This window comes from Algimonas ampicilliniresistens (assembly GCF_030159955.1).
Taxonomy (GTDB): Bacteria; Pseudomonadota; Alphaproteobacteria; order Caulobacterales; family Maricaulaceae; genus Litorimonas; species Litorimonas ampicilliniresistens.
Genome location: NZ_BSNK01000001.1, coordinates 1422193 through 1445304, shown reverse-complemented (window position 1 = coordinate 1445304; position 23112 = coordinate 1422193). Strand labels below are relative to the sequence as shown.

Annotated in this window: 30 protein-coding genes; 16 read left to right on the top strand and 14 right to left on the bottom strand. The window is 54.6% G+C overall.

The window, feature by feature from the left end:
- Positions 1 to 13: 13 nt before the first annotated feature.
- Genes QQL54_RS06845 through QQL54_RS06835 form a run of 3 tightly spaced genes read left to right on the top strand, consistent with a single transcriptional unit; the run spans position 14 to position 2412 of the window.
- Entirely contained in the window at positions 14 to 1243 is a 1230-nt protein-coding gene (locus QQL54_RS06845) for a CCA tRNA nucleotidyltransferase (RefSeq protein ID WP_284388983.1), read from the top strand.
- A 1-nt stretch (position 1244) separates the two neighbouring features.
- A complete protein-coding gene (locus QQL54_RS06840; RefSeq protein ID WP_284388982.1) occupies positions 1245 to 1889 on the top strand; it encodes a glutathione S-transferase family protein in 645 nt (214 codons plus the stop codon).
- Positions 1873 to 2412, top strand: a complete 540-nt coding sequence (locus tag QQL54_RS06835) for an adenine phosphoribosyltransferase (RefSeq protein ID WP_348520678.1) — start codon at positions 1873 to 1875, stop codon at positions 2410 to 2412. Before QQL54_RS06840 ends, QQL54_RS06835 begins: the two co-directional genes overlap by 17 nt.
- Before the next feature lie 14 nt (positions 2413 to 2426).
- Here the strand turns inward: QQL54_RS06835 and ychF are convergent, their stop codons facing one another.
- From ychF to lgt, 7 genes are all read right to left on the bottom strand, one after another.
- On the bottom strand, positions 2427 to 3524 hold the full coding sequence (ychF, locus tag QQL54_RS06830; protein WP_284388978.1) for a redox-regulated ATPase YchF: 1098 nt from the start codon (positions 3522 to 3524) through the stop codon (positions 2427 to 2429).
- Between the two features lie 6 nt (positions 3525 to 3530).
- A complete protein-coding gene (gene pth / locus QQL54_RS06825) occupies positions 3531 to 4169 on the bottom strand; it encodes an aminoacyl-tRNA hydrolase (RefSeq protein WP_284388976.1) in 639 nt (212 codons plus the stop codon).
- Positions 4169 to 4822 carry a 50S ribosomal protein L25/general stress protein Ctc gene (locus tag QQL54_RS06820; RefSeq protein WP_284388974.1) on the bottom strand — a complete coding sequence of 218 codons (654 nt, stop codon included), beginning with the start codon at positions 4820 to 4822 and terminating at the stop codon, positions 4169 to 4171. The genes pth and QQL54_RS06820 overlap by 1 nt, the downstream gene beginning before the upstream one ends.
- A 137-nt stretch (positions 4823 to 4959) precedes the next feature.
- Complete coding sequence (locus QQL54_RS06815; RefSeq protein ID WP_284388972.1) at positions 4960 to 5901, bottom strand: ribose-phosphate pyrophosphokinase; 942 nt, start codon at positions 5899 to 5901, stop codon at positions 4960 to 4962.
- A 57-nt stretch (positions 5902 to 5958) separates the two neighbouring features.
- Positions 5959 to 6711, bottom strand: coding sequence for a peptidoglycan editing factor PgeF (gene pgeF / locus QQL54_RS06810; RefSeq protein ID WP_284388971.1), 753 nt, complete (start codon positions 6709 to 6711; stop codon positions 5959 to 5961).
- Positions 6712 to 6725: 14 nt separating this feature from the next.
- Positions 6726 to 7862 carry a class I SAM-dependent methyltransferase gene (locus QQL54_RS06805; RefSeq protein ID WP_284388969.1) on the bottom strand — a complete coding sequence of 379 codons (1137 nt, stop codon included), beginning with the start codon at positions 7860 to 7862 and terminating at the stop codon, positions 6726 to 6728.
- The gene (gene lgt, locus QQL54_RS06800; RefSeq protein WP_284388967.1) at positions 7846 to 8766 is read right to left on the bottom strand and encodes a prolipoprotein diacylglyceryl transferase; all 921 of its coding nucleotides are present in this window, start codon (positions 8764 to 8766) and stop codon (positions 7846 to 7848) included. The genes QQL54_RS06805 and lgt overlap by 17 nt, the downstream gene beginning before the upstream one ends.
- Positions 8767 to 8865: 99 nt before the next feature.
- Between lgt and QQL54_RS06795 the strand changes: the two genes are divergently transcribed.
- Positions 8866 to 9144, top strand: coding sequence for an accessory factor UbiK family protein (locus QQL54_RS06795; RefSeq protein WP_284388964.1), 279 nt, complete (start codon positions 8866 to 8868; stop codon positions 9142 to 9144).
- Positions 9145 to 9182: 38 nt separating this feature from the next.
- Complete coding sequence (locus QQL54_RS06790; RefSeq protein WP_284388962.1) at positions 9183 to 9644, top strand: DUF6491 family protein; 462 nt, start codon at positions 9183 to 9185, stop codon at positions 9642 to 9644.
- A gap of 53 nt (positions 9645 to 9697) precedes the next feature.
- On the opposite strand, the gene lysM is transcribed toward QQL54_RS06790, so the two are convergent.
- The gene (gene lysM, locus QQL54_RS06785; RefSeq protein WP_284388960.1) at positions 9698 to 10153 is read right to left on the bottom strand and encodes a peptidoglycan-binding protein LysM; all 456 of its coding nucleotides are present in this window, start codon (positions 10151 to 10153) and stop codon (positions 9698 to 9700) included.
- A gap of 215 nt (positions 10154 to 10368) precedes the next feature.
- On the opposite strand from lysM, the gene QQL54_RS06780 reads away from it, so the two are divergent.
- Genes QQL54_RS06780 through pgsA form a run of 9 tightly spaced genes read left to right on the top strand, consistent with a single transcriptional unit; the run spans position 10369 to position 16531 of the window.
- On the top strand, positions 10369 to 10500 hold the full coding sequence (locus tag QQL54_RS06780; RefSeq protein WP_284388958.1) for a hypothetical protein: 132 nt from the start codon (positions 10369 to 10371) through the stop codon (positions 10498 to 10500).
- Positions 10501 to 10512: 12 nt separating this feature from the next.
- Positions 10513 to 11487, top strand: a complete 975-nt coding sequence (locus tag QQL54_RS06775; protein WP_284388957.1) for a calcium/sodium antiporter — start codon at positions 10513 to 10515, stop codon at positions 11485 to 11487.
- A 7-nt stretch (positions 11488 to 11494) separates the two neighbouring features.
- Positions 11495 to 11860: a 6-pyruvoyl trahydropterin synthase family protein gene (locus QQL54_RS06770; protein WP_284388955.1), complete on the top strand. Its 366-nt coding sequence runs from the start codon at positions 11495 to 11497 to the stop codon at positions 11858 to 11860.
- Positions 11857 to 12567 (top strand): SDR family oxidoreductase, encoded by a 711-nt coding sequence (locus QQL54_RS06765; protein ID WP_284388953.1) that lies wholly within the window; start codon positions 11857 to 11859, stop codon positions 12565 to 12567. The genes QQL54_RS06770 and QQL54_RS06765 overlap by 4 nt, the downstream gene beginning before the upstream one ends.
- 1 nt (position 12568) lies before the next feature.
- Entirely contained in the window at positions 12569 to 12970 is a 402-nt protein-coding gene (gene folB / locus QQL54_RS06760) for a dihydroneopterin aldolase (protein WP_284388951.1), read from the top strand.
- Positions 12967 to 13350, top strand: coding sequence for a DUF2237 family protein (locus tag QQL54_RS06755; RefSeq protein WP_284388949.1), 384 nt, complete (start codon positions 12967 to 12969; stop codon positions 13348 to 13350). The genes folB and QQL54_RS06755 overlap by 4 nt, the downstream gene beginning before the upstream one ends.
- Positions 13351 to 13396: 46 nt before the next feature.
- Positions 13397 to 15259, top strand: coding sequence for an excinuclease ABC subunit UvrC (uvrC, locus tag QQL54_RS06750; RefSeq protein ID WP_431355928.1), 1863 nt, complete (start codon positions 13397 to 13399; stop codon positions 15257 to 15259).
- Positions 15240 to 15908: a CDP-alcohol phosphatidyltransferase family protein gene (locus tag QQL54_RS06745; protein WP_284388946.1), complete on the top strand. Its 669-nt coding sequence runs from the start codon at positions 15240 to 15242 to the stop codon at positions 15906 to 15908. Before uvrC ends, QQL54_RS06745 begins: the two co-directional genes overlap by 20 nt.
- Complete coding sequence (gene pgsA, locus QQL54_RS06740; protein ID WP_284388944.1) at positions 15905 to 16531, top strand: CDP-diacylglycerol--glycerol-3-phosphate 3-phosphatidyltransferase; 627 nt, start codon at positions 15905 to 15907, stop codon at positions 16529 to 16531. The genes QQL54_RS06745 and pgsA overlap by 4 nt, the downstream gene beginning before the upstream one ends.
- Here the strand turns inward: pgsA and QQL54_RS06735 are convergent.
- Positions 16521 to 17399, bottom strand: a complete 879-nt coding sequence (locus QQL54_RS06735) for a branched-chain amino acid aminotransferase (RefSeq protein WP_284388942.1) — start codon at positions 17397 to 17399, stop codon at positions 16521 to 16523. The genes pgsA and QQL54_RS06735 overlap by 11 nt on opposite strands.
- A gap of 81 nt (positions 17400 to 17480) precedes the next feature.
- On the opposite strand from QQL54_RS06735, the gene QQL54_RS06730 reads away from it, so the two are divergent.
- Together QQL54_RS06730 and QQL54_RS06725 are read left to right on the top strand one after the other, a co-directional pair.
- Positions 17481 to 18194, top strand: coding sequence for a response regulator transcription factor (locus tag QQL54_RS06730; RefSeq protein WP_284388941.1), 714 nt, complete (start codon positions 17481 to 17483; stop codon positions 18192 to 18194).
- A 1-nt stretch (position 18195) separates the two neighbouring features.
- On the top strand, positions 18196 to 19497 hold the full coding sequence (locus QQL54_RS06725) for an ATP-binding protein (RefSeq protein WP_284388939.1): 1302 nt from the start codon (positions 18196 to 18198) through the stop codon (positions 19495 to 19497).
- Between the two features lie 10 nt (positions 19498 to 19507).
- Here the strand turns inward: QQL54_RS06725 and proC are convergent, their stop codons facing one another.
- From proC to QQL54_RS06700, 5 genes are all read right to left on the bottom strand, one after another.
- Positions 19508 to 20317, bottom strand: coding sequence for a pyrroline-5-carboxylate reductase (gene proC, locus QQL54_RS06720; RefSeq protein ID WP_284388938.1), 810 nt, complete (start codon positions 20315 to 20317; stop codon positions 19508 to 19510).
- Between the two features lie 9 nt (positions 20318 to 20326).
- A complete protein-coding gene (locus tag QQL54_RS06715; RefSeq protein ID WP_284388935.1) occupies positions 20327 to 20827 on the bottom strand; it encodes a type III secretion system chaperone family protein in 501 nt (166 codons plus the stop codon).
- A gap of 136 nt (positions 20828 to 20963) precedes the next feature.
- The gene (locus QQL54_RS06710; protein ID WP_284388933.1) at positions 20964 to 21605 is read right to left on the bottom strand and encodes a glutathione S-transferase N-terminal domain-containing protein; all 642 of its coding nucleotides are present in this window, start codon (positions 21603 to 21605) and stop codon (positions 20964 to 20966) included.
- 9 nt (positions 21606 to 21614) lie between these two features.
- On the bottom strand, positions 21615 to 22520 hold the full coding sequence (gene trhO, locus QQL54_RS06705; RefSeq protein ID WP_284388931.1) for an oxygen-dependent tRNA uridine(34) hydroxylase TrhO: 906 nt from the start codon (positions 22518 to 22520) through the stop codon (positions 21615 to 21617).
- A gap of 31 nt (positions 22521 to 22551) precedes the next feature.
- Entirely contained in the window at positions 22552 to 23004 is a 453-nt protein-coding gene (locus QQL54_RS06700; RefSeq protein ID WP_284388928.1) for a hypothetical protein, read from the bottom strand.
- Between the last annotated feature and the right edge of the window lie 108 nt (positions 23005 to 23112).

Below are 23112 nucleotides of genomic sequence, written 5' to 3'. Positions count from 1 at the left end.
TATGAGCGCGGCGATGCCTAATTCAAAACACGCACTCCCGTTCATTGACGATGCTGGCGCGCAGGCCATTTTGGCGGCGTTGCCCGACGGCTCGACCCGCTTCGTCGGTGGGTGTATCCGTAACGCGTTGTGGGGTGAGCCTGTCGCCGATATTGATCTGGCAACGCAGATCGCCCCCGAAACCGTTGTAACGCTACTGAAAGACGCCAAGATCAAGACGGTTCCGACAGGCATCGCCCACGGGACGATTACTGCCGTCGTCAGCGGAAAACCCTATGAAATCACAACTTTGCGACGGGATGTGGAAACAGACGGGCGGCGTGCTGTCATCGCCTATACGGATGATTGGGCGGAGGATGCGCAGCGGCGCGACTTCACCGTCAATGCGCTTTATGCTGACCAGTCTGGTGAGGTTTTCGACCCGACGGGCGAAGGGCTCGCGGATATAGAGGCGCGCCGTTTCCGCTTTGTTGGGGATGCAGACCAACGTGTTCGCGAAGATTACCTACGGATTCTCCGACTGTTCCGCTTTGTCGCTTGGTATGGCCGCGACGCCAAAATCACCAAGGAAGCCCTGACCGCTTGCCGGGAGAATCGTTCTGGCTTGAAAACCTTATCGGCCGAACGTGTCTGGAGCGAGACAAAGAAGCTTCTCTCTGCGCCTGACCCCGTCCGATCTGTCCGAATTATGCTGCAACAAGAGTTGCTCGACACGCTTCTGCCTGAAGCCAGCAATGTGGACGGCCTGTCATGCATGGTATCGCTGGAAGGACGCGAAGCGATCAAGCCTGACCCAATGCTGCGTCTCATGGCGATGATGGGGCGCGAACCGCTCCCGGCTGTTTTGATGGCGAAGCGGTTGCGTATGTCGAACAAGGAAGCAGATCGATTGAAAGCGTGGGCGTCGGACGGCGAGAGCCTGTCATCGGATATGAGCGAACGCGCGCGGATGCAGGCAATTTACCGATCTGGTAAACAGACGATTTTAGATCGGGCTCGATTGCGGGCCGCAGGGGCAACCGATCCGCTTGAATCATCACGCTGGATGGTCTTAGCCGATCTTGCACTCGGATGGACGCCGCCAGCTTTCCCATTGCGTGGGGCAGATCTGGTAAAGGCTGGTGTTCCGAAAGGGCCAAAACTGGGCAAGGCGCTGGCTGCGTTGGAAGCACTGTGGGTTCGGTCTGGTTTTTCGACCGAGAAACCCCAACTGCTAGCGGCCTTGAAACTGTTAGGATATTGATATGGCGCTGACGCTGTTCATCGGAAATTATAATTATTCCAGCTGGTCGCTGCGACCGTGGTTGATCCTACGCAAGATGGAGATGCCTTTCGAAACTGAAATGGTTGATCTGGACGTACCAGGTTTCAAAGATCGCCTGTTTGAAATCAGTCCAGCGGGAACCGTTCCGGTTCTTGACGTCAATGGTGAACGCATCCCGGATAGTTTGGCGATTGCCGAGTTCTGCGCCAAGATGGTGCCGAACCTGTGGCCTAAAGATGAGGCAGCCCGGGCAGAGGCGCGCCGGGTCACTCACCTTATGCATGAAGGGTTCGACGCGCTGCGCCGCGAAGCGCCGATGAATTTAAAACGCCGAACCGAAGGCAAAATGCCTAAGGATTGTCTAAAAGACGCAGAAGCGATTGTAATGATGTGGGATGATTTACTGTCCCGTCATGACGGACCATTTCTGTTCAATGATTGGTCTATTGCTGACGCGTTTTACGCACCTGTGGCCACGCGTTTCGAAAGCTATGGCTTGCCGCGGTCTCGCCGCTCAGACACCTATATTTCAGAGTTGATGGCGGACGAGCATTTCCAGGAATGGGAAGCCCTTGCCTTTGCCGAAACTCATACCCTTCCAGAGACGGATGCCGTTAATGCGTGACCTTAAAGCTGCGATCCGGACTGTCCCGGACTTTCCCAAGCCAGGCGTGCAGTATCGGGACATTACGACACTATTGAGTGACGCCGAGGCTTTGGCAGAGGCCGTGCGTCAGTTGGCAGCCCCTTATCGCGACGCCGGTATGGATGCTGTCGCCGGCATTGATGCGCGCGGCTTCATTTTCGGTACAGCCGTGGCGATCGAACTGGGCGTTGGGTTCATCCCTGTCCGCAAAGCCGGGAAATTGCCGTTCGAGACGTTGGAGCAGAATTATGAGCTCGAATACGGCACAGATACACTTCAAATCCACGCTGATGCGGCGGGTGAGGGTGATCGAGTCTTGTTGGTCGATGACTTGATCGCAACAGGTGGTACGGCAGCGGCAGCGGTATCGCTGCTTCGTCGCACAGGCTGCAAAGTCGCGGCCGCCGCGTTCTTGATAGATCTACCGGATTTGGGCGGCGCGGACCTTATCCGCCGCATGGACGTGCCGCTAACGGCCTTAGTCTCTTTTGCTGGTGACTGAGGCCAGCTTGGCGATCAAACGTTGAATTTGAACAACATGATGTCGCCGTCTTTGACGATATAGGTCTTGCCTTCTTGGCGAACTTTGCCGGCATCCTTCGCGCCTTGTTCGCCATTGTTTTCGACATAGTCATCAAAGGCCGTGGTTTCGGCCTTGATAAAGCCCTTTTCAAAGTCACCATGAATAACCCCGGCGCAACGTGGCGCGGTCCAGCCTTCTTGGAAGGTCCAAGCGCGGGCTTCCTTCGGGCCAACCGTGAAATAGGTTTTCAGGCCGAGTAGTGCGTACCCCGCTTGGATCAACCGATTGAGGCCCGGTTCTGTTAGCCCGATGGCGTCGAGATATTCAGCCTGCTCTTCGTCATCGAGAACCGCCATTTCAGATTCGATCTGGGCGGAAATCACGACGGCTTGCGCGCCTTCAGACTGGGCATGAGCCATGACTTTTTCGGAAAAAACATTGCCGCTCGCCGCGCTATCTTCGTCGACATTGGCAACGTAGAGGACGGGCTTTGATGTCAGAAGCTGAAGCATTCTCCACGCTTTTTGATCATCGTCTTCAATCTCGGCTGTCCGGGCGGGCTTACCCTCTTCCAGCACAGCGATAGCGGTTTCAATCAGACGCATGGTCTGAATGGCTTCTTTGTCGTTCTGTTTGAGCTTTTTTTCTAAGCCTGGTTTACGCTTTTCCAGGCTTTCGAGATCGGCCAGCATCAATTCGGTTTCAATCGTTTCAAAGTCAGACATCGGGTCGATGCGGCCATCGACATGGGTGACATCCTCATCTTCAAAACAGCGCAGAACATAGATGATCGCGTCGGTTTCGCGGATATTGGCGAGGAACTGGTTGCCCATGCCTTCGCCTTTGGATGCGCCTTTGACGAGGCCAGCAATGTCGACGAAATTCATCCGGGCCGGAATGCGGGTCGCGGATCCACCGATCTCTGCGATTACGTCGAGGCGCGCTTCCGGTACAGCGACATCCCCCACATTGGGCTCAATCGTGCAGAACGGATAGTTCGCCGCTTGTGCATTCGCTGTCTTTGTTAGAGCGTTGAAAAGTGTAGACTTTCCGACATTCGGAAGGCCGACAATGCCGCATTTGAAACCCATGATGGCTTACCTTGCTATATATTCGGCGACGCGGGTCTGAAACACGTCGGTTTCGCCGCTTGCCAGATGCTCAGCGTAACGGGCGATGCCGTTGCTCATATCGTCGCGAAGATTGATTTCGTCCTTGGAAAAGCCAGATAGGACGTAACCTGAGACACGATCCTTGTGACCGGGATGGCCAATACCAAGACGAATACGTTGAAACTCGGGACCACCGCAGAGCTGATTGATAGACCGAAGACCGTTATGCCCAGCGAGGCCGCCGCCCATCTTTACGCGAATTTTACCGGGCGATAGATCTAGTTCATCGTGAAATACGGTCACGTTGGACAAAGGGATTTTGTAGAACGCCATCGCCTTCTGCACGGCCACACCGGACTTATTCATGAAGGTGGTTGGTTTGAGGATCAGAACTTTCTGACCCCCAATCTGACCCGTTCGGACTAAGCCTGAAAATTTACTCTGCTCAGATCCGAAATTATGGTCGTCAGCGATCGCATCGACGACCATAAAGCCGATATTGTGACGATCGAGCGCGTGGTTCGCGCCCGGATTGCCTAGTCCAATCCACAGAAGCATGTCCGAGGATTGCATGGCTTCAGGTTCCTGCGTCTCTTTAGGGCGACTAAAGAGCCAACGCAGCATTAGCCTTCGTCGGCGTCGGTGTCTTCAGTTTGCTCGGTAGCTGGAACGTCGCCGGCTTCGACATCTTCTGTCTCTTCATCTTCTTCGACGGCTGCGCGTGACGCAATAATCGTCGCAATAGTGAAGTCGCGGTCCGTAATGGTCGGCTTGGCACCTTTAGGCAGGGTGATGTCGGAAATGTGGATCGCATCACCAATTTCGAGCTTGGACACGTCCGCTTCGATAGAATCAGGAATATCGCCAGCCGGACATTTCACTTCGATACTGTAACGGACGACATTAAGCGTTCCGCCTTCTTTCAGGCCTGGTGAGGTTTCTTCACCAACAAAGTTCACAGACACTTCCACGTCGATCAACGTCTTGTTGGTCACGCGATAGAAATCAACGTGAACCGGGAAATCCGTAACAGGATGGAATTGAACGTCTTTTGTAAAGACTTTCTGGTTTTTGCCATCATGTGACAATTCAATCATCGACCCTAGGAAGTCGCCAGAATTAAGCGCCTTCAGCACTTCATTCATTTTCACGGCGACGGCAACGGAATCTTCGTCTCCGCCATAGATTACGCCGGGCACTTGGCCATTACGGCGGGCTTCACGGGCATTGCCCGTACCTGTGTTTTCGCGCACAGTCACATCAAGAACAACACCCATCGGATCACTCCTACTCATTGCGTTCAGTTTTAATAAGGAAAGCCGCCCCATCAGTGGAGCGGCTCGTTCGGGCGGGCCTTTAAAACACGCTGGGACGGTATGCAAGCCGTCGCGTCAGCCTAACAGCTGACAAAGCTTTATCCGAACAGCTTCGATACGCTCTCATCATTGGCGATACGACGAATGGCTTCACCCAGTAACGTTGCCGAAGACAATTCCCGGATTTTCTTACAGTCTAGCACCGCTTGAGGTTGCCCAATTGTATCGAGAATCACGACTTCTTTGAGAACAGAGTTGGTAATGCGTTCGACGGCAGGGCCGGACAGAACGCCGTGTGTAATATAGGCGGAGACAGAACTGGCGCCGTGGTCTTTTAGTGCCGCTGCAGCGTTGGCGATGGTCCCGCCGGAATCGATAATATCATCATAGAGGATGCAGTTCCGTCCGGCGACATCGCCGATGATGTTCATGACTTCGCTTTCGCCCGCCTTGGGGCGTCGCTTATCGACAATGGCGATATCAGCATTGAACTTCTTAGCGATGGAGCGCGTGCGGACCACGCCGCCTGTGTCGGGTGAGACAAACATAAGGTCCTTTCGGTCCTTGGCGCTGAACTGGTCGCGAATGTCGTCGACGAATACAGGTTGTCCGAACAGATTATCGGTCGGGATGTCAAAGAAACCCTGAATTTGGCCCGCGTGAAGGTCAACAGTGAGGACCCTGTCCGCGCCTGCTTTGCTGATCAGATTGGCCACGAGTTTGGCTGAAATCGGTGTACGGCCTCCGGTCTTACGATCCTGTCGCGCATAGCCGAAATAGGGAATAACGGCTGTAATGCGTTTGGCAGAGGCTCGAACCAGCGCGTCGATTAGGATCAGCAATTCCATCAAATGGTCATTGGCCGGTGCACTGGTCGGCTGGATTAGGAAAATATCTTCGCCACGGACATTTTCGTTGATTCGCGCAAAGATTTCCTGGTCTCGAAATCGTTCGATATCGATATCGGTGAGAGGGACGTCGAGGACGTCGGCTATATTCCGTGCCAATGATGCGTTGGCAGTGCCGCTAATGAGCTTCATGGAGCTGATCCCTGTGTCGCTGTGCGCCCCCTAGCGGGGCAATTCGCCAGACGCAATTCAGTGCGGTCGCATTATTGCGGATAGATTGCGCCCATATCCGCTCAAACCCTGATGGGTGTTGCGGCGATAGGAGAAATATTCAGTCTCATCGGCATAGGTACAGTGACCTGTCCAGTACCGATTCTCGATGCCACAGGCGTCGAGTCGAGATAAGATAAAGCCGGGCAGGTCAAAATGCGGCACACCGCTTGAGCCCGGTTCGAAAAACTGGGTGTAGTCCTCAGAAACTTCGGCAAAAGCTGCCTTGAACGTGTCTCCAACTTCGTAATTGGGTTGGCTGATGCACGGGCCAAGCACGGCCCTTATCCGAGTAGGTTGCGCGCCCAGTTCGCACATGGCGGCGACTGTACTTTCGACAATGCCAGAAAGCGCCCCACGCCAGCCCGCGTGACAGGCAGCGACGACGCCCGCATCCGTGTCCTCAAATAAGACCGGCCCACAATCCGCAGACATCGCTGAAACAGCGAGGCCCGGGGTCATAGTCACTAAACCATCGGCTTGGATCAATTGATCCGGCACGGCGTCGATGAAAACGACTTCAGATGAATGGATTTGCGCCAAGCTGACCACAGAATCCGCGCCAAGCCATTTGGCGATGCGCGCACGGTTGGTCGCGACATGGTCAGGATTATCGTCAGACCGTTGGCCCGTATTGAGCGTCGCATAAACTCCATCAGATACGCCGCCGCGACGGCCGAAAAAGCCGTGCGGACTGCTCAGGGCAGGGTGCGTGCTCGCTATATCAGTCATATGAAACACACGGCTTAGACGGCTCCATCAAAGGCCAAAGGCGTCGGAAGACTGGCTGCGCTCACACAAATCGCTTTGAACAATGTGCCCATCTCATCTTCGTCCATTAGGCGGTGGAGCTGGCGCAGAAGCTTGGGTCGCGCCTCTTCATTCCCCCGCAGAAGGGCGATAGCGCGAACTTCAATGCCAAGACGCGATAGGAGGGTCCGTTGCGCGATCGCCCCATGAACATCAAGGTCGGCTGCCTCCGCGAGGGCTTTGAGCCCTGAAAAGTCGACGCGGGCCGTTAGATCTGTGTCGCCGGGTGCGCTGAATACACCGACCTTTTTATGACGTTTCAGGGCCTGCAATGTATCACCAAATTCCGTCGTCTCAGGACCGTAGTCGATGAACAGGGCACGCCCCGGCGTTTTGGCGAATCGGTCTTTGAGATGATCGATCATCTGGGCCGATGCCGGACAGATTTCCAGTAGGTCGTCTTTGCGCGGATCGTCATGGGTGCCGGGGAACGCTTGCGTGACGGCTGAAGGCGCTGCCTGCCCATCAGTTTCGAAGCGCAGTTGGTTATCGTCAACCCCGACACGCCGTTCGCTCCATCCGCGTTCGCTTGCAAAGGGATCGTTGCAGACGAATTGTCGGATCGGAAGGCAGTCGAGAAATTCGTTGCCAATGATGAGGCAGGGCGCGTCATTGACCGCGTCTAGTCGGTCGGTCCAAGCGACTTGCGCACCGCTATAGCCGAGTGTTTTGGCCTGAACCGCTTGCAGCGCGGCGGAGGCTTCGACCAGTGTGACTTGCGTCGCGGCCAGACACCCTGGTTCCAGCGCCACGGCTTTCAGTATATCAGCCATCATGACGCCCCTACCGGGGCCTAATTCAACCAGATTGAAGCGCGTGGGTTGTCCTAGATCGTGCCAAGATTGCACAACCCAAAGACCGAGACATTCGCCGAACATTTGGCTTATTTCCGGGGCGGTGATGAAGTCGCCGTCAGACCCAAGCGGATCACGTGTCGGGTAATAGCCATCAACTGGGTCGAGCAAACAGAGGGTCATATACTCCGCAACACTGATCGGGCCAGACTCTCTAATTTTCGCTTTGATCCGCGTGGCTAGCGGTGTGTCTGTGCCCACGTCAGTCAGGATCGACATTGGCTTTATCGCCAGCATGGCTGGCATAAGCGGGTTCGACTGCTTTGCGCCGTTTCGCCCAAAGAATGAGAGCGAGCCCGACGAACACCATCGGCAGACTATAGGCCATGCCGCGCGTTAATATTCCAAATTGCGGGATGTTATCGGGAGTGCGGACGAACTCGACCATAAACCGAAAGACGCCATAACCCATTACAAACGCACCGGTGACCAGGCCGGGCTTAGACAAAGATTTGAAGCGGGTCGTTAGGATCCGTAGGATTAGCCAAAGGATCAAACCCTCAAGAAAGGCTTCGTAAAGCTGGCTGGGGTGGCGCGGCAGACTGTCGGGGGCTTTCGGGAAAATCACGCCCCAAGGCATGTCGGTGGGATGACCGTAAAGCTCTTGATTGATGAAGTTTGTCACGCGGACCAGTCCGATCCCGATTGGGGCGCCAATACAGGCCAAATCTGCAAACCGCATATAAGATGTTTTCTTGCGCCAAGCCGCATAGCCAACGCCTGCGCAGACACCGAGGAATCCGCCGTGGAAGCTCATGCCGCCTTGCCAGACTTTCAAAATGTCGCCGGGGGCGGTCCAGATTGTATCCGTGGAATAGAGCAACACCCAGCCGATCCGGCCGCCGAGCAAAATGCCGATAAAGGCGTAAAACATCAGATCCGACAAATCATCGCGAGTCGGGACGATCTGAGGGCCGCGAGTCGGGCCGTTCGGGAGCCAGTATTTGGCGTTCTCCGCGACTTTAGCAGCATAGAGATAAGCGCCAAAAAGGCCGACAACATAGGCAATGCCGTACCATTTCAGACTGATAGGTCCGATCTCTAGCGCCGTCTCGTCGAGCCAGGACGGGAATAGAATCGCCCCGACAATGTCGACGCCTATTATGTCGATAAAAGCCATCATGCGCGTTCCCTAGCCGAGGGCGAAGCGGGATTAAAGCTGCAACTGGCAATCTTACCGCAGCGTTCCTAAATAGAAGATGTCATTCAATGGGAGCATGCCATGCAGTCGCGCAACAAGCCACTTGCAGATATTTCCAACCTTTTCGCCAACGCTGTAGGTGCAGCCAAGGGCGTGGGTGATGAACTCAAGGCTGTGACGCGGTCGCAGGCAGAGAAATTTGTCGCTGACATGGATCTGGTTACCCGCGAAGAATTCGATGTCCTCAAAGCCCGTCTAGATACGGCCTTGAGCGAGATCGAGGCTTTAAAGGCTCAACAGTCAGCTCCTAAGAAGACTACGAAACCCAGGCGGAAGCCGGCACCTCGCAAATCTAGCTAAAATACGCTATAGTGGAGCTTCTGTTCAAGGAGCCTGCTATGTTACGACCCGCCTCACTGATCGCTTTGATGGCTTTGTCAGCCTGTGCGACGAATGGAACATCGCGTAGCGATGAAATTGCCGAACTTCTCACAGACCATCGCGTCGGGGAGGCGGTCGATAATATCTGCTTCACGCGGGGCATTGACGGCTTTTCTGACACAAACGAACATTCAGTCGTCCTTCGCCGCGGTGTGAAGGATGAATATCTCGTCGTAACAAGGTTCTGTCCTGATCTTCAATTCGCGCAAAGTATTGGTTTGGACAACCGACAGAGTTGTTTGCGTCGGCAGGACGACATTCACGTTTTCCGAACGGCGTTTCCCCAGTCGGACATTGATCGCTCAGGGTTCACCAACTGTTACATCGATTCGATTTACAAGTGGGATAAGGACGCTCTCGATCCGTCTGATGGTGAAGACGGCGAGATGAGCGACGACAGCGAAATGTCAGAAGATTGAAATAAAAAAAGACTGACGCGGGGGGCCGCGTCAGTCTGAATTCAGGTGATAGTCTATGCAGAGGCGGTGTTGATCGCCGGGATACGTAGAACTTGACCGGGATAAATTTTGTCCGGATCGCTGAGCATCGGCTTGTTGGCCTCGAAAATCTCTGGATAGAGTCTCCACGTTCCGTAATAGGTCTTTGAAATTGCAGACAATGTATCGCCGCGTTCGACTGTGTGGAACTGTGAAGCGCGACCCATCATACGAGTGCCCGCTTCGTCATTGACGCCGCTAACACCTTCGACATTGCCGACAGCTAGAATGATTTTCTCTTTCATCTCTTGGCTGACCGCTTCACCCTTCACGGTCACAACGCCATCATCATTAACATGAATATCGACGCCGTCAGTGTCGAGGTCATAGCTTTTGACTTCTTCCTTAAGTTTCTCTTCTGCGTCCTTGCCGCCAAACATCTTACCGAGACCGCGACCAGCAGCCTTAACAAATGGGATCATTCCAAACATACAGTATTCTCCTTGTGAATTATGCTTTGTTACGCGGGATAAACGCGCACCGACAAGGAATGTTTCGGTTTTTCGGTATGAATAGACTTTGAATGGTCTGACAGATTCAGGTGTTGGCGTAAGGCAAGGGGTTCGCTATTGGCCCGGAACATTGCGGCAAAAGCGATCTTGTCATCAGACAAGGCCTTTGCGTTACGATTTTAAGGACATGGTTCATGGCCAATCTTATCCAAGCTGGCGTCAACGTCTTCGGGCTTTTTCACATCGATCCGGCTCTGCTCGCCTTCGGCATGATTTTCGTGGCGTTCGCGGTGCTGAACTACATTGACAAAAAACGCATCGACTAAGGTCGACCTCGCGTGGCGCTGCTCGCCCCTATTCTGTTACTGATTTTCGGCCTGGTCATCCTCGTGGTGGCTGGTGACGTTCTTGTGCGCGGTGCTGCTGCACTGGCGCGTCATTGGGGTGTGCCGCCTCTGATCGTTGGCTTGACCATTGTCGCTTTTGGGACCTCTGCCCCTGAGCTTGTTGTCAGTGTCGGGGCTGTTCTCGACGGATATGGTAATATGGCGGCGGGTAATGTCGTTGGCTCCAATATCGCTAACGTATTGCTCGCGCTGGGCCTGCCTGCGCTGATTATGGCGATCCCGACCAATATGAGCGGCGTGGCTCGCAATACGCTTGTCTGTGTGTTCGCAACCGTGCTGTTCATCATGCTCGCATTTATCGGCAACCCACTCGGTCGGTGGCAGGGTGCAATCCTGTTTGGTGGCATTATCGTTTATCTATCTTGGATGTTTATGCTGGCCCGTGCGGGCGCGGATGATCTGATCTTAGAAGAAATGGCCGAGATCGAAGAAGGCGAAAGTGGTCTTCCAAAGTCGGTTCTGGTCGACTGCGTCTATGTCCTATTCGGGCTTATCGGTCTGTTCATTGGCGGTGAATTGATCGTCGGCAATGGTGTGAAGCTGGCCAGCGGATTGGGTGTTTCGGAAACTATTATCGGCTTAACAATTGTCGCCATCGGGACCTCTTTGCCCGAGATCACGACAGTGATCGTGGCTTCTGCGCGCGGTCACTCCGAAGTGGCATTAGGCAATGTGCTTGGATCAAATGTGTTCAATATTTTCGCCGTTATGGGCGCGGCCGGCCTGACCGGGCCTGTCCTAATAGAACGGTCGATTTTCGTTTTCGATTTCTGGGTTATGCTCGTTGCAACCATAGCGCTTCTACTCTTCGTGTTGACGCGAAAACCGATTGGCCGGAAAACCGGCGCAATCTTCGTCGTTGCTTATATTCTTTACATGCTCGCCATTGCGCGCGGCTTGATGTGACAAGACCATGCCGTTTGAGATCGAAAAAGATTTCCAGTTCGAAGCCGCCCATTATTTCGGCCATGCGGACGCGAATGACCTGTTCAAAAAAGTTCATGGTCACAGCTTTAAGGGCCGGGTGACGCTGCGCGGCGAGGCCCAGACCGATAAAGGCTGGGTCCGTGACCTATGGAAAATCGAGCAGATCATCCAAGAGGTTGTGGCCCCGCTAGATCATAGCTTGCTCAATGAGGTTGAGGGGCTGGAACAGCCTGCGCTTGAACAAATCGCCATGTGGATATTCCAACGATTAAAACCCCGGCTAGAGGGGTTGCATTGCGTTGAAGTTGGTCGGCCCTCATGCGGGGAACGCGCCCGGGTTTGGGCCGAGTGAAAACGGTTCTTGTCACAGGCGGCGCGGCGCGCATCGGCGCGCATATCGCACGCGGCTTGGCGGATGATGGATGGAAAGTTTGCATTCACTACAGGACCTCCTCTGCGCCAGCTGAAGCCTTAGCGAAAGAGATTGGCGGCGTGGCCGTTAAAGCAAATTTGCGCGTGCCGAGTGACGTTGACGGCTTGATCGGTTCCGCTCGAGAAGCGCTTGGCTCGCCCCTTTATGCGCTCATCAATAATGCCTCGACCTTTGACCAGGATTCGGCGGATGATTTTACCAACGCAACATTTGACCATCACATCGACGTCAATCTGCGGGCTGCGTTGATCCTGTCGCAGCAGTTTGCGGAGCAGGCACCCGGTCAGGGCGCAATTGTGAACATGATCGATCAACGCATGTTGAGACCGGAACCGGACTTTTTCACCTATGGAGTTGCGAAGGCAGGTCTGTTGTGGGCGACGAAGACAATGGCACAGTCGTTCGCACCGGATATCCGCGTCAATGCGATTGGACCCGGCCCAACCTTACGCAACAGTGTTCAAAGTGAAGACGAATTTGAGCGTGAGAAAATGAGCACACTGCTGGGCAATGGGTCTCCGCCAGACGATATCCTCGCCGCCGTTCGTTACTTACTGGCCGCTCGGTCCGTGACTGGACAGATGATCGCCGTCGATGGTGGTCAACATTTGAATTTTGAGCCTTGATATGACCCGTCGTTCAATATTTCGCCGGTTCGGTGCCAAACCTCAATCCTCGACCCGGATTTATGTGCGCGGCCTTCTGATACAAGCGAGCATTGGGGTCCATCCGCACGAACATGAAGCCACCCAGCCGGTCATTATCGATGTTGAGCTGGATATGGGCGATATGGCCTTACCCGAACAAGACCGTCTTCATGAGACGTTGGACTATAGTGTGGTCGCGCAGAAGGCCGAGGAATTGGCACTCGAAGCTCATGTTCAGCTTGTTGAGACGCTCGCCGAACGAATTGCCGATTGGGCTTTGAGCACAGACACACGCGTCCAACGGGTCGCCGTGTCTATCGCCAAACCGCAAGCGTTGCTGAAGGCCGATACTGCGGGCGTTGAAATCGTGAAGTCGCGATGAGCCAATCCACGTCCCGCAATGTGCTCGGAACTCAGCTGCAAACCTGCTCGACCGATCCGGTGACTGGGTTCTTTCGGGATGGCTGCTGTGAAACTGGGCCAACTGACCGAGGTCGGCACATCGTTTGCGCCGTGATGACGGACGATTTTCTGGCATTCTCCAAAGCCAGCGGAAATGACCTCAGCACACCCATGCCGCAATACCGGTTTCCGGGGTTGAAGGCGGGTGATCGCTGGTGCTTATGCCTAGAGCGGTGGCGCGAAGCCCATAAAGCAGGATGCGCGCCGCAGGTCATATTAGAGGCGACGCATGAGATCGCTTTAGAGCGACTGACACTTTCTACACTTCAGCCATTTGCAGTGGAGTCCGGAGGCTCCTAGATTTGCTGGTGTGACCCCGCCCGAATCACAGAACCCGAATAAGACGATGCCTGTGAAGCGCCGGGGTGATGATGGGCCGTCATTCGGACCGAATCGCATTCAAGACTATGTCAAACGCTTGCCCCACAAACCGGGCGTTTACCGTATGACTGACGAGCACGGCACAGTGCTCTATATCGGTAAAGCCAAGGATCTGAAAAAACGCGTCACAGCCTATACGCGCTATGATCGCCACCCAACGCGGTTAAGGCGGATGATCCGTGCGACAACCAATATGGAATTTGTCGTCACGGAGAGCGAGGTCGAGGCCTTGCTCTTGGAAGCTCAGCTGATCAAGAAGTTAAAGCCCCGCTACAATATCCTGCTGCGCGACGATAAAAGCTTTCCCTATATTCTTGTTCGCAAGAACCACCCGGCGGCGCAGGTGGTGAAACATCGCGGCGCGCGGAAAATTAAGGGCGACTATTATGGCCCATTCGCGAGCGCGGGCGCGGTCAACCGAACGCTCGACACGTTGCAGCGGGCATTTCGGCTCCGTAATTGCTCGGACAATATCTACGAAACGCGGACACGGCCCTGTCTGCAATATCAAATAAAACGCTGCGCCGCGCCCTGCACGGGTGTGATTGCGCTCGATGAATATGATAAGCTGGTCAATGATGCCGAAGACTTCCTCAAGGGGCGATCTGACAGTCTGCGTCAACGTCTACAGATGGATATGGACGCCGCATCGAAAGCGATGAAGTTTGAGAAGGCGGCGGAGCTACGCGATCGATTGCGCGCGCTCGCCAAGATCAATGATAACAATCTTGGCAAGATCAATCCGCAAACATTCAGTGATGGCGATGTTGTCGCCATTCACACAGCGGGCGGGCAGAGCTGTGTGCAGGTCTTTTTTTTCCGGTCGGGACAGAATTGGGGCAATAGCGCCCATTTCCCGCGGCATGACCAAGATCAGCGCTCCCCCGAAGTTCTTGATGCCTTCGTGGCCCAGTTTTATACGGATAAGCCGATTCCGAAACAAATCTTCGTCTCCCATGATCTACCCAGTCGCGACTTGATTGAGCGGGCCTTGTCGGAACGGGCGGATCGCAAAATCGAAATTGTCGTGCCCCAGCGCGGCGAAAAGAAAAAGCTTCTCGAGACCGCCCGTCGCAATGCGGAGGAAGCCTTAGGGCGGCGTCTCGCGGAGACACAGAATCAGGCAAAATTACTGGCTGAAGTCCAAGAGCTTTTTGGCATGGAGGACCCGCCAAACCGCATTGAAGCCTACGATAACAGTCACAATCAGGGCACGAATGCGATTGGCGCTTTCGTGGTTGCGGGGCCGGAAGGTTTTCGCAAACGCGACTACCGCACATATAATATTCAGGACGCCGACATCACCAATGATGATTTCGGCATGATGCGGGAAGTCTTACACCGTCGGTTCTCCCGTTTGATGAAAGATGAAACCGTCGAATGGCCCGATCTTGTGTTGATTGATGGCGGGAAGGGGCAGCTCTCTGCCGTGACGGGCGTGTTGGAAGAGTTAGGCGTGCTTGGTCGAATCACACTTGTGGCGATCGCCAAAGGGCCGGACCGTAATGCGGGACGAGAGACTTTTTACATGAACGACCGAGATCCGTTCACGCTGCCGCCACGCAATCCGGCCATGTATTATCTTCAGCGTTTGCGTGACGAGGCACACCGTTTCGCAATTGGCACACATCGCGCGCGCCGAAAAAAGGACATGAAAGCCAACCCGCTAGATGGTATCCCCGGTGTAGGCCCGGGGAGAAAACGCGCGCTACTCGCGCATTTTGGGTCGGCTAAAGCCGTCAAGAACGCGGCTTTGGACGATCTGTCTCGAGTGGAGGGTGTCAGTCAAAAGCTGGCGCAACAAATTCATGATTACTTCCACGAATAAAGTGAGTGACAGCGAAAATGCGGGCGGGGCGTTTGCCGATGCGCTCACCCTGATCAGATTGCTGGCGACCCCTGTGATTATGGTGCTGATCGTCTGGAAATGGCCGGATCCGCAAGTCGCCATTTTGGCGACGTTCTTGTTCATCATAGCAGCGTTGACAGATATATTTGATGACTGGTTCGGCGGCGCATCACGAAGCGCGCGGCGGCGCTATGGCTGGCTCGATGATATTGCCGATACGCTTCTCATTACGGGCGTGCTGATCGCCTTATCCTACGTGCTTTATCGTAATGGATATTTTTATTGGGCGTTTGCCGTCCCTGTAGGCGTCATCGTGTTTCGCGAGGTTCTTGTCGGTTTGGCAAAGGGGTATGAGCTGTCTCGGTATGGATGGCCGGACAATATCCTTTCAAACGCGAAAGGCGGTTTTGCCATGCTTGGCACGTCTCTCCTGGTGGCTTCACCTTGGCTGACCCAATGGATTGATAGTCTAAGAGCCGGTACGGACCGCGTGATGGAGGTCTATAACACTGGATCGCCCTTAATCTGGATGGCGGGCGAGCTATCGCTTTGGGTCGCTGCGATCTTCTCCATTATCTCTGGATTTAAGATACTATCTTATAGACGCCCGAAAGAAGGTGCGGCGTGACCGACCTTTCCGCTGCCGCGCGGCACCCGCTCTATTGGGTTCCGAATGCGCTGACCATATCGCGAATTTTGATCATCCCCGTCTTTATCATTGGCATTCTGTCGTTGGAATTCGGCTGGGGGAGCCCCTTTGGCAGAATGGTCGTTTTAGGTCCGCTCTTCATTGTGGCCGCCTTTACCGACTGGTTAGACGGGTTTCTTGCGCGGAGATGGAGTGTGGTCACTGGGTTTGGTCGGATGATCGACCCGATTGCCGACAAGTTGTTGGTGGCGGGATGCCTGATCGCTTTCATGATTGCAGCGCAGGGGCAGTGGGTGTTTCTGGTGCCTGGACTAGCAATCGTTTTTCGGGACGTATTGGTGTCGGGCGCACGTGAACATGCGGCCTTGACGGGGCGGGTTATGCCGCCAACCAAATTGGCGAAATGGAAAACCGCTTTTGAGATGCTTGCGATCGCGGCGCTGATCGTGTGGATATTAGCGCGAGCCTATCTGCCGATAGACTCGCTTATTCCCGACATTGCGTCGGTTGCCCGCATAACGGGCCTGACGCTTCTGTGGTTAGCCGCCGTGCTCTCCGTTTATACCGGATCGCTCTATCTACGGGCTGCGCTCAGAGACTGATTTTGCCGCGGACCAAGGCGTCATAATCGCTGGCGAGCTGTTTCACAGTGTCGCCGACGATATAGCGGTTTCCTTGGATCTCTTGGACAGGGGTCACTTCAGCCGCGGTGCCGACAACGAAGCACTGCTCGAAATGGGGCAGTTCGCTTGGGTAAATGTCCCGGCGATGGACGGCGATGCCGCGCTTTTCAGCCAGCTTGATCACAGTGTCATAGGTGATGCCGTCTAGCAGAATGTCGTTAGTCGGTGTGTGCAGTTCGCCGTCACGCACAAAGAAGATATGTGCGCCCGTACATTCCGCGACCCGACCACGATAATCATACATCAGCGCATCATCCCAACCCGTCGCGGCGGCTTTGTCTTTGGCCATAGTGCAAATCATATACAGGCCAGCCGCCTTCGACTTGCAGGGGATCGTATCGGGCGCCGGACGTTTCCAATCGGAAATCATCAAGCGGATACCCTTCATCTTGTCCGGGAAATAGCTGCCCCAATGCCAACAGGCGATGGCGAGGTGGATGACATTGTTCTTACTCGCCACACCCATCATTTCTGATCCGCGCCAAGCCACCGGACGGACATAGGCGTCGCCGAGGCCTGATTTTGCCAGTGCCTCGCGACACGCCTCATCGATTTGATCTTCCGTGTAGGGAATTTCGTAGCCGAGATATTCTGCAGAGCGTTTTAGCCGCGCCGAGTGATCGGTTAGGCGGAAGATTTCGCCCTCATAGGCCCGGTTGCCTTCGAAGACGGCTGAGCCATAATGGAGCGAGTGCGTCAGCACATGGACCTTTGAGTCGCGCCAATCGACAAATTCGCCATCGACCCAGATATATCCATCTCGATCGTGATAAGGTTTTTCTAGCATGAACGCTCTCCTGAGAAGCCGCCTATTCTTGACTTGGAGCGCAGCAAGTCAACCGTCATAAGAGCGGTAGAGGAGTAAAAATTGGATCAGCAAACAACATTCTTAGAACGTAGCGATACGCATGTGCTCGTTATTGACGATGATGACCGTATTCGCGACCTGCTCGCGAAATATTTGGGACGGTCTGGTTACCGCGTCTCGACCGCCCGCGATGCGTCTGACGCGCGGGCCAAAATGGCGAGTCTCGCTTACGACCTATTGATCGTCGATGTGATGATGCCGGGCGAAGACGGAGTCAGCCTCGTGGCCGATTTGCGGGCCTATATGGATATTCCAATGATCCTGCTGACGGCGCTTGGGGATCCGGCCCAACGGATTCGCGGTTTGAAGGCTGGGGCGGATGATTATCTGTCCAAACCTTTCGAGCCAGAGGAACTTCTCTTGCGGATGGATGCAATTTTTCGCCGAACTGGACGCAAGACTGTCAGTGATCAGATTTCGTTTGGGCGTTTCTCCTATGATCTTCGCAATAGTGTGCTGACGCGCGACGGAGAGATTGTGCGCCTGACAACAAGTGAGACAGCCTTGTTGGACCTGTTAGCGCGACAAGGCGGCGGAACCGTGACGCGTTTTGTCCTATCTGAGAACGTCAATGGCGATAGTGAACGGGCGGTCGATGTTCAGATGACGCGGTTGCGGCGCAAGTTAGAAGAAAACCCGTCGGAACCGCGCTACCTGTTGACTGTTCGAGGCAAGGGCTACCGCCTTGTCGCTGAACCCACGACCGAGAGCTGATATGGCGCTCACCCTGCGCCAGATTGCCCCGAAATCGATTTTCGGACGAAGCTTACTTATCATAATCCTGCCGATCATCGTGATGCAGATGATCGTCGCCTATATATTCTTCAATGCACACTGGGCGACAGTAACGGCTAATTTAACGGAGTCTGTCGCGGCTGATGTTGCCGTGGCAACACAGCTTTATAGTCGCGACCCAACAGTCGAAAACGCTGACGCGTTGGATGATCTTCTCAGGCCGGACATGCAATTGTCCGTGAGGTTAAAACCAAGTGAGACCTTACCAACCTCGCGGCGTCGCAACTTCTTCTCTGTTCTGGACAAATCGATTGGCCGCGCGCTCTCCAACGCCATCGATCAACCCTTTTGGTTCGATACGACGCGCTATCCGCATCACATCGATATCCGTGTCCAAGTGGATGAGGGTGTGTTGCAGTTCTATGCCGCGACAGATCGGGTGTTTGCCCCGACCGGCTTTGTTTTCATCTTCTGGTTGATCACGGCCACCATCCTGCTGACGTTGGTCTCGGTCGTCTATATCCGCCGGCAAAGTCTTCCAATTCGAGAATTAGCCGATGCCGCCGACGCGTTTGGCAAGGGACAGGATATCGGAACCTATAAGCCGCATGGCGCGGTCGAAGTGCGGCGCGCGGGTCAATCATTTTTGAAGATGAGGCAGCGTATTCGTCGTCATCTCGATCAACGTACTTTGATGCTCGCAGGGGTTAGCCACGATTTACGAACGCCCCTAACCCGATTGAAGCTGGCGCTGTCGATGGCAGAAACCAAGGAAGATATTGAAGACGCCAAACGCGACCTGGATGAGATGGAGGCCATGTTGTCTGCCTATCTCGATTTTGCTCGAGGGGCAGGGGAAGGAGACGCTGAACTCGTTGAAGCGGATCTGCTGCTCTCTAATATTGCTGAGGAAGAAGGTATTCCATTCCATATGAGCGAGCCCATATCGATCGAAGCTCGGCCTCAGCAATTGCGCCGCGCCGTATTGAACCTGGTGGGCAATGCTAGGAAATATGCAACCAAGCCTGCGATCACACTGGAATTCACGACGACGCATGTCTTCATTCATGTTGATGATGAGGGTGGCGGTATTCCGGCCCATAAGCGGGACGATGTTCTGCGCCCATTTTCGCGTTTGGATGATGCGCGCACACAGAATATTGAGGGAGTCGGGCTCGGACTGGCGGTCGCCCGCGATATTGCGCAATTGCATGGCGGTCGTCTGAAACTGGACGATAGTCCCAGCGGCGGCTTGCGCGCGACGATACAATTGCCGCGTTAGTGTTCTAGCTTCAGTTTGAGAGCTCGCGAGCCCGCTCAAAAGCGGCCTTAACTGCTTTGCGCATCAATTGTTCCTGCCCCTCATTATCCATGAGAACATCAAGAGCTGCCTGTGTTGTACCGCCAGGCGAAGTGACCGCCTCGCGCAGATCGGTAGGAGATTTGTCTGAGTCTGCCATAAGGGCGCTGGCGCCGATAATGGTTTCGCGCGCGAGCTTTGCCGCCGTTTCAGGTGATAATCCGACCGCTTTGCCCGCATTGGCGAGTGTCTCACAGAGATGGAAGAGATAAGCTGGACCAGATCCTGAGACCGCCGTCACGGCATTAATCTGGTCATCTGTGTCAACGCGAATGACTTTCCCGCTCGCCGCCAAAAGCGCTTCAGCTCTCTTTATCACGGTTTTATCCATCGTCGCGTTGGCGACATAGGCGGTGATGCCCTGACCGATGGCGGCGGGCATGTTCGGCATGGCACGGACTACGTCCGTTTTACGAAATGTGGCGTCTAAGGCCTTTAGGGACACCCCGGCCATAATGGATAGGATCAGTGTATCATCATTCAGCACATCGACCAATTGCCGCCGAATTTCTGGGAAGAGTTGCGGCTTGATTGAAAGCAGAACGGTGTTGATGTTTTTGGGGATGTCCTCGACGCTGCCTAGATGCTTGGCACCGCGCTCAATCGCATAGACGGCTTCGACACCCGGAGACGGGTCGAGAATGGCAACGTTTTTCGGGTTTATGAGTGAACTTTTCAACCAGCTAGAAAGCAGCGCGCCGCCCATATTCCCAGCGCCAACGATCAGGTGTGTCTGCCCCATGGGCCTACGCTAGCTGTGAGAGGCGATGTCTACAAGCGCTTCGGCGAGCGCGTCTTCGGGGGACTTACCCGCCCAAATCACATATTGCGCGGCTGGATAGCCACGTTCCGCCGCATCCAAAGCTTGGCTCATGACATCGAGCGCCTGATCGACAGAGATTTTGGCGCCGCCACGAAGGGACACGGCATGGCGATAAACGAGCGCGCTATTGCGTTGCCAAAAGTCGAAATGGCCCGCGGTGAGGCGCTCATTGAGCAGCGACAAAAGGCGGCAGATGGAATCAGACCGTCCGCCAGGCACTTTGCCGTCGAAAAGAATGAATAATGAAAGCTGCTCTTCTGCCGCATTCCAAGACAGCGACAGGTCGTGATCACACCAGAGGCCAGTCAGGCTGATATGAACTTCCTGATCGCCGATCCGCTCATAGGCGTAGCTTTCGGCGGTCGCGATGCGGACAAATGTTTCGATGGGATTGTCGCGTACGACGGATGACGCCTTGAGGCTCGGCATAGGCCGGATGCATCTGTCGTCGGCGTAAGCCATTTAAAATCCCGCGAATCTATTAATTAAACCGCTAAGCAATTCGGCTGTCCTGGCAAGTTTCTGGGCTAAGTCGTGTGTTGATAACCGTATTTGTCGGTGAACATTAACCCTCTGGGTCTGGGTTTGATGCCCAGAGCGGGTGTTTGGTCATAATTCGGCGGAACCGTTCGGACTGCACAAGGCCAGCCAACCATTGTTGCAGTGATTGCGGTGCCATCTCCTTCCACCAATCTGGTTCAACGGCTGCAAACTGGCGGATGAATGGGAATGTAGCGATATCGATCAGTCTTGGGGCTGGTCCACGGAGATAGGCTGTGTTCTGAAGTGGGGCCGTAAATTGTGTCAGCAAGGTCATCGCGTCGGCGCGCCTGTTGAGATCAACAGCCCCACGCTGCGCAGACGGATCGTAACGGCTCGCATATTTATATCGATCTAATTGACCCTTGAAGCCTGCAAGGAAAGCTTCGACGTCGATACGGTCTTGCCCCCCTTCGATGAGCCAGCCGTCAGGATCGGACTGCGTGAGCGCCCACTGCATGACGTCGAGGCTTTCGTCGATGACATTGCCTTCTGGTGTCACCAGCACAGGCACAGTGCCTTTGGGTGAGGCGTCCAACATCTCTGTTGGTTTGTCGCGCAAGAGGACTTCTCGGTGCTCGACAGCCACGCCCGCCGCATCCAGTGCCATCCGCGCGCGCATTGCATAGGGGCAGCGGCGGAATGAATAGAGGACAGGCAAGGTCACGCTTATCGCCTAAGCTTTCCGGCCAAGATGGGCCTCGTCCCGTGCTTTGGCGAGTTCGATCTGACGTTGCCGTTCCTCAAATCGGGTCCGGTCCGCGTCTGGCTTATAGCAATGCGGGCAGGACACGCCCTCGACATATTGGTCCGATGCCCGATCCTCCGGGGATAATGGCACGCGACAGGCGAAGCACTGCTCCCAATTGGTCTCGGATAGGCCGTGGCCGACAGCGACCCGCTGATCGAACACGAAACAGTCGCCCTGCCACAGACTTTTGTCTTCATCCTGTGTTTCAAGATATTTTAGAATGCCGCCCTTAAGATGTAGGACCTCTGGGAATCCTTCAGACAGCATGTAGGACGATGCTTTTTCGCAGCGAATGCCGCCCGTGCAGAACATGGCGACGCGCTTACCCGCCAACTGATCGCGGTTTTGTTCGACCCAGGTCGGGAAGTCACGAAACGAGTCCGTCATCGGGTCGAGTGCGCCTTTGAAGCTGCCGACGCCGACTTCATAACGGTTACGCGTATCAATCACGACCGTGTTGGGATCCTCAATGACCGTATTCCAATCGTCCGGATTGACATAGGTGCCGACCGTCTGAGTGGGGTCGGTGCCAGCAACACCGAGCGTGACGATTTCGCGTTTTAGTCGAACCTTGAATCTCAGAAAAGGTTGGTCCTCGCTCTCACTGAATTTCGCATCTAGATCTGCTAGCCGAGGGTCGCTTCGAAGAAAGTCCATTAACGCATCTATGGACTCTGGTGCACCGGCGACAGTGCCATTGATGCCTTCTGTTGCCAAAAGCACAGTCCCACGAACACCGAGCTGATCGCCCATCGCTTTCAACCAAGGTTGAAGCTCGGCATAATCAGGCAGGCTGACAAACTTATAGAGTGCGGCGATCTTATAACGCATAGCGGCGAGCTAGGCATAGCGTCGGGGCAGGTCAACCATCGGGGGCACTCGGTTGAACGCCCTCAGCAGTTCTAATCAGACGATCGAGTATGCCGATCGTGTCGAGGAAATCGATCTGACCGTCCGACAAGCCTTCGCGCTTTAGTAAAGCGAAGATTTGATCTTGAATCAGGTCGGGATCGTTGCACGTTGCTGCGATGACCCGAAGGTCTTTAATCCCGCGCCCATTTTCGAGTTCTTTCTCAAGAGCCTTAGCCGCATTTGATAATCTAAACATCTGAATTGGGCCGGGCGTTTTCCCTGACAGGCGACTTTCCGCCACCGATCGAAAGGCTTTTAGCGCCTTCTCCAATCGGGTCTCGATCCGGTCAACCGCCTGGTCGACTCGCGGCGCGATCCATTCCGATGTGCAGACCTCCGCCGGATCTGGTGTTGTTGAACAGGCAGACAGTAAAATCGCAGCCATAAGAAGACTATAGCGCATGAGTGACTCCGGTCGTGATCGGCTGGCTTAAAGGCAATCATTCGCGCGACCAAGAGGCTGATTGCTGTTAAGGCTCACATCCGTTATAAATAGATTTATCAACGGAGG